Annotated in this window: 2 tRNA genes and 3 rRNA genes; all 5 read right to left on the reverse strand. The window is 53.8% G+C overall.

Annotated features, from left to right (window positions below):
- Nucleotides 1-200 precede the first annotated feature (200 nt).
- Nucleotides 201-315 (reverse strand): 5S ribosomal RNA (gene rrf, locus ACO6VK_RS20430).
- A gap of 123 nt (nucleotides 316-438) precedes the next feature.
- Nucleotides 439-3,317 (reverse strand): 23S ribosomal RNA (locus ACO6VK_RS20435).
- A 229-nt stretch (nucleotides 3,318-3,546) separates the two neighbouring features.
- Nucleotides 3,547-3,623 (reverse strand) — tRNA-Ile (locus ACO6VK_RS20440).
- 48 nt (nucleotides 3,624-3,671) lie between these two features.
- Nucleotides 3,672-3,747 (reverse strand) — tRNA-Ala (locus tag ACO6VK_RS20445).
- 95 nt (nucleotides 3,748-3,842) lie between these two features.
- A 16S ribosomal RNA gene (locus tag ACO6VK_RS20450) occupies nucleotides 3,843-5,389 on the reverse strand.
- Together the 16S, 23S and 5S rRNA genes with 2 tRNA genes alongside form the textbook arrangement of a ribosomal RNA operon.
- Nucleotides 5,390-5,582: the final 193 nt, after the last annotated feature.

Here is a 5,582-nt window from a genome sequence, read left to right on the forward strand (position 1 = left end):
GGCACGCTCCATCACCGCGCGCAAATCCCGCCGCTACGCGGCGTCGCCGCGACCAACGGTCGGGCGCTACCGTGTCTGGCCATCACCGCGCGCAAATCCCGCCGCACCGGTGGCGGTATGCAGGATCGGAGCGCCTCCGCCCATGCAACGCACAAAGAAAAAACCCCGCTGCATGAGCAGCGGGGTTTTCGGGGTGTAAACCCTGGCGATGACCTACTCTCGCATGGCTTAGGCCACACTACCATCGGCGCAGCTGCGTTTCACTTCCGAGTTCGGGATGGGATCGGGTGGTTCCACAGCGCTAATTTCACCAGGGAGACGGTTGGAGCGTCGCCATCCAAACAACGGATTTAGGCGCCTGCCTCTCATAGTTCTTGTGACGTAGCGTGCACTTGGATCTATCGACATGTCATGTCGGCCAAGGCAACTTGAGGTTATATGGTCAAGCCACACGGATCATTAGTATCAGTTAGCTCAATACATTGCTGTACTTACACACCTGACCTATCAACCACATAGTCTATATGGTTCCTTCAGGGGGCTTGTGCCCCGGGAGATCTCATCTTGAGGCGCGCTTCCCGCTTAGATGCTTTCAGCGGTTATCGCTTCCGAACATAGCTACCCGGCAATGCCACTGGCGTGACAACCGGAACACCAGAGGTTCGTCCACTCCGGTCCTCTCGTACTAGGAGCAGCCCCTCTCAAATCTCCAACGCCCATGGCAGATAGGGACCGAACTGTCTCACGACGTTCTGAACCCAGCTCGCGTACCACTTTAAATGGCGAACAGCCATACCCTTGGGACCGACTACAGCCCCAGGATGTGATGAGCCGACATCGAGGTGCCAAACACCGCCGTCGATATGAACTCTTGGGCGGTATCAGCCTGTTATCCCCGGAGTACCTTTTATCCGTTGAGCGATGGCCCTTCCATACAGAACCACCGGATCACTAAGTCCTAGTTTCCTACCTGCTTGATCCGTCGATCTTGCAGTCAAGCACGCTTATGCCTTTGCACACAGTGCGCGATGTCCGACCGCGCTGAGCGTACCTTCGAGCTCCTCCGTTACTCTTTAGGAGGAGACCGCCCCAGTCAAACTACCCACCATACACGGTCCCCGACCCAGATAATGGGCCCAGGTTAGAACGTCAAGCACGACAGGGTGGTATTTCAAGGATGGCTCCACTGCAGCTAGCGCCACAGTTTCATAGCCTCCCACCTATCCTACACAGACGAACTCAACGTTCAGTGTAAAGCTATAGTAAAGGTTCACGGGGTCTTTCCGTCTTGCCACGGGAACGCTGCATCTTCACAGCGATTTCAATTTCACTGAGTCTCGGGTGGAGACAGCGCCGCTGTCGTTACGCCATTCGTGCAGGTCGGAACTTACCCGACAAGGAATTTCGCTACCTTAGGACCGTTATAGTTACGGCCGCCGTTTACTGGGGCTTCGATCAAGAGCTTCGCCTTGCGGCTGACCCCATCAATTAACCTTCCAGCACCGGGCAGGCGTCACACCCTATACGTCCACTTTCGTGTTTGCAGAGTGCTGTGTTTTTGATAAACAGTCGCAGCGGCCTGGTTACTGCGGCCCTCTTCAGCTATAGCTCGCATGAGCCACCAAAAAGGGCGCACCTTCTCCCGAAGTTACGGTGCCATGTTGCCTAGTTCCTTCACCCGAGTTCTCTCAAGCGCCTGAGAATTCTCATCCTACCCACCTGTGTCGGTTTACGGTACGGTCTGCGTAAGCTGAAGCTTAGGAGCTTTTCCTGGAAGCGTGGTATCAGTGACTTCGCCTTAAAGGCTCGTCTCGGTGCTCGGTCTTAAAGGATCCCGGATTTGCCAAAGATCCAAACCTACCGCCTTTCCCCCGGACAACCAACGCCGGGTACACCTAACCTTCTCCGTCCCTCCATCGCACTTACGCGAGGTGCAGGAATATTAACCTGCTTCCCATCGACTACGACTTTCGTCCTCGCCTTAGGGGCCGACTCACCCTGCGCCGATTAACGTTGCGCAAGGAAACCTTGGGCTTTCGGCGTGCGGGTTTTTCACCCGCATTATCGTTACTCATGTCAGCATTCGCACTTCCGATACCTCCAGCAGACTTCTCAATCCACCTTCAACGGCTTACGGAACGCTCCTCTACCGCGTACATATAAATATGCACACCCCAAGCTTCGGTTCACTGCTTAGCCCCGTTAAATCTTCCCCGCAGACCGACTCGACCAGTGAGCTATTACGCTTTCTTTAAAGGGTGGCTGCTTCTAAGCCAACCTCCTGGCTGTCTGTGCCTTTCCACATGGTTTTCCACTTAGCAGTGAATTTGGGACCTTAGCTGTGGGTCTGGGTTGTTTCCCTTTTCACGACGGACGTTAGCACCCGCCGTGTGTCTCCCATACAGTCCGTCTCGGTATTCGGAGTTTGCAATGGTTTGGTAAGTCGCGATGACCCCCTAGCCATAACAGTGCTCTACCCCCGAGAGGATACATATGAGGCGCTACCTAAATAGCTTTCGAGGAGAACCAGCTATCTCCGGGTTCGATTAGCTTTTCACTCCTAATCACAGCTCATCCCCGTCTTTTGCAACAGACGTGGGTTCGGGCCTCCAGTACCTGTTACGGCACCTTCACCCTGGCCATGACTAGATCACCCGGTTTCGGGTCTACTGCCCGCGACTATGCGCCCTTATCAGACTCGGTTTCCCTTCGCCTCCCCTATACGGTTAAGCTTGCCACGAACAGTAAGTCGCTGACCCATTATACAAAAGGTACGCAGTCACTCTTTCGAGCTCCTACTGCTTGTACGCACACGGTTTCAGGATCTATTTCACTCCCCTCTCCGGGGTTCTTTTCGCCTTTCCCTCACGGTACTGGTTCACTATCGGTCGGTCAGTAGTATTTAGCCTTGGAGGATGGTCCCCCCATGTTCAGACAGGGTTTCACGTGCCCCGCCCTACTCGTCTTCACTGGAGTGGCCCTTTTAAATACAGGGCTATCACCTTCTATGGCCAGCCGTTCCAGGCTGTTTTTCTAGAACCATTCCAGCTTAAGGGCTAGTCCCCGTTCGCTCGTCGCTACTCAGGGAATCTCGGTTGATTTCTTTTCCTCTGGTTACTTAGATATTTCAGTTCACCAGGTTCGCTTCCAGCAGCTATGTATTCACTGCAGGATACCCGCAAGCGGGTGGGTTTCCCCATTCGGACATTACCGGATCAAAGCTTGTTGCCAGCTCCCCGATACTTTTCGCAGGCTGCCACGTCCTTCATCGCCTCTGACCGCCAAGGCATCCACCGTGTGCGCTTATTCGCTTGACCATATAACCGCAAGTTGCCTTGGGTTATATATATGACCTGGGGGTACAAAGCCCAGATACGAAATATAACGACTCAATTAATAAGAAGACATTTAAGTCTTCCGCCTTAGCCTCACGACACGTCAAGATAGAATCTCAAACGCTCGCTACGTCACAAGTTTTAAAAGAACACGTACCAGCCACAATGCTGATGCGTAATAAATTCTTTGTATGCGCTGATCATTCAGAGTTGGTGGGTCTGGGTAGACTCGAACTACCGACCTCACCCTTATCAGGGGTGCGCTCTAACCACCTGAGCTACAGACCCAATGTCCGTTCAGCTCATTGCCGTTTGCGCTGATAAAGGCGCAACGTGTGGTGGAGCCTGTCGGGATCGAACCGACGACCCCCTGCTTGCAAAGCAGGTGCTCTCCCAGCTGAGCTAAGGCCCCATATACGGGACTTTTCAAACCGGCCTGGCCGATTTGAAACTCTGAATGCAGGTACTTTGTGAAGACGCCCGACAGGACGATGTTGCCTTTGCTCAAAAGGAGGTGATCCAGCCGCACCTTCCGATACGGCTACCTTGTTACGACTTCACCCCAGTCATCGGCCACACCGTGGCAAGCGCCCTCCCGAAGGTTAAGCTACCTGCTTCTGGTGCAACAAACTCCCATGGTGTGACGGGCGGTGTGTACAAGGCCCGGGAACGTATTCACCGCAGCAATGCTGATCTGCGATTACTAGCGATTCCGACTTCATGGAGTCGAGTTGCAGACTCCAATCCGGACTGAGATAGGGTTTCTGGGATTGGCTTGCCCTCGCGGGTTTGCAGCCCTCTGTCCCTACCATTGTAGTACGTGTGTAGCCCTGGTCGTAAGGGCCATGATGACTTGACGTCATCCCCACCTTCCTCCGGTTTGTCACCGGCGGTCTCCTTAGAGTTCCCACCATTACGTGCTGGCAACTAAGGACAAGGGTTGCGCTCGTTGCGGGACTTAACCCAACATCTCACGACACGAGCTGACGACAGCCATGCAGCACCTGTGTTCGAGTTCCCGAAGGCACCAATCCATCTCTGGAAAGTTCTCGACATGTCAAGACCAGGTAAGGTTCTTCGCGTTGCATCGAATTAAACCACATACTCCACCGCTTGTGCGGGCCCCCGTCAATTCCTTTGAGTTTCAGTCTTGCGACCGTACTCCCCAGGCGGCGAACTTAACGCGTTAGCTTCGATACTGCGTGCCAAATTGCACCCAACATCCAGTTCGCATCGTTTAGGGCGTGGACTACCAGGGTATCTAATCCTGTTTGCTCCCCACGCTTTCGTGCCTCAGTGTCAGTGTTGGTCCAGGTAGCTGCCTTCGCCATGGATGTTCCTCCCGATCTCTACGCATTTCACTGCTACACCGGGAATTCCACTACCCTCTACCACACTCTAGTCGCCCAGTATCCACTGCAATTCCCAGGTTGAGCCCAGGGCTTTCACAACAGACTTAAACAACCACCTACGCACGCTTTACGCCCAGTAATTCCGAGTAACGCTTGCACCCTTCGTATTACCGCGGCTGCTGGCACGAAGTTAGCCGGTGCTTATTCTTTGGGTACCGTCAGAACAACCGAGTATTAATCGGCTGCTTTTCTTTCCCAACAAAAGGGCTTTACAACCCGAAGGCCTTCTTCACCCACGCGGTATGGCTGGATCAGGCTTGCGCCCATTGTCCAATATTCCCCACTGCTGCCTCCCGTAGGAGTCTGGACCGTGTCTCAGTTCCAGTGTGGCTGATCATCCTCTCAGACCAGCTACGGATCGTCGCCTTGGTGGGCCTTTACCCCGCCAACTAGCTAATCCGACATCGGCTCATCTATCCGCGCAAGGCCCGAAGGTCCCCTGCTTTCACCCGAAGGTCGTATGCGGTATTAGCGTAAGTTTCCCTACGTTATCCCCCACGAAAAGGTAGATTCCGATGTATTCCTCACCCGTCCGCCACTCGCCACCCATAAGAGCAAGCTCTTACTGTGCTGCCGTTCGACTTGCATGTGTTAGGCCTACCGCCAGCGTTCACTCTGAGCCAGGATCAAACTCTTCACTTAAAAACGCATAGTCCGAGGACTAAAAATTTAAAGCTGCAGATGCTTGACCGCTGGCAACGTTTCGCTTGCTTTAAAACAATTGATATGTTGCTTGATCAAACGTCTGCAAGATGGACAATCATCCTTCCTGCAGGCGCCTTCACAAGATACCTGCGCATACTGTCAAAGAACTTTGGAGTCGGCCTCAGCGCCT

Origin of the sequence: Stenotrophomonas sp. GZD-301, assembly GCF_049310345.1 — a bacterium.
In the GTDB taxonomy this organism is placed as follows: Bacteria; Pseudomonadota; Gammaproteobacteria; order Xanthomonadales; family Xanthomonadaceae; genus Stenotrophomonas.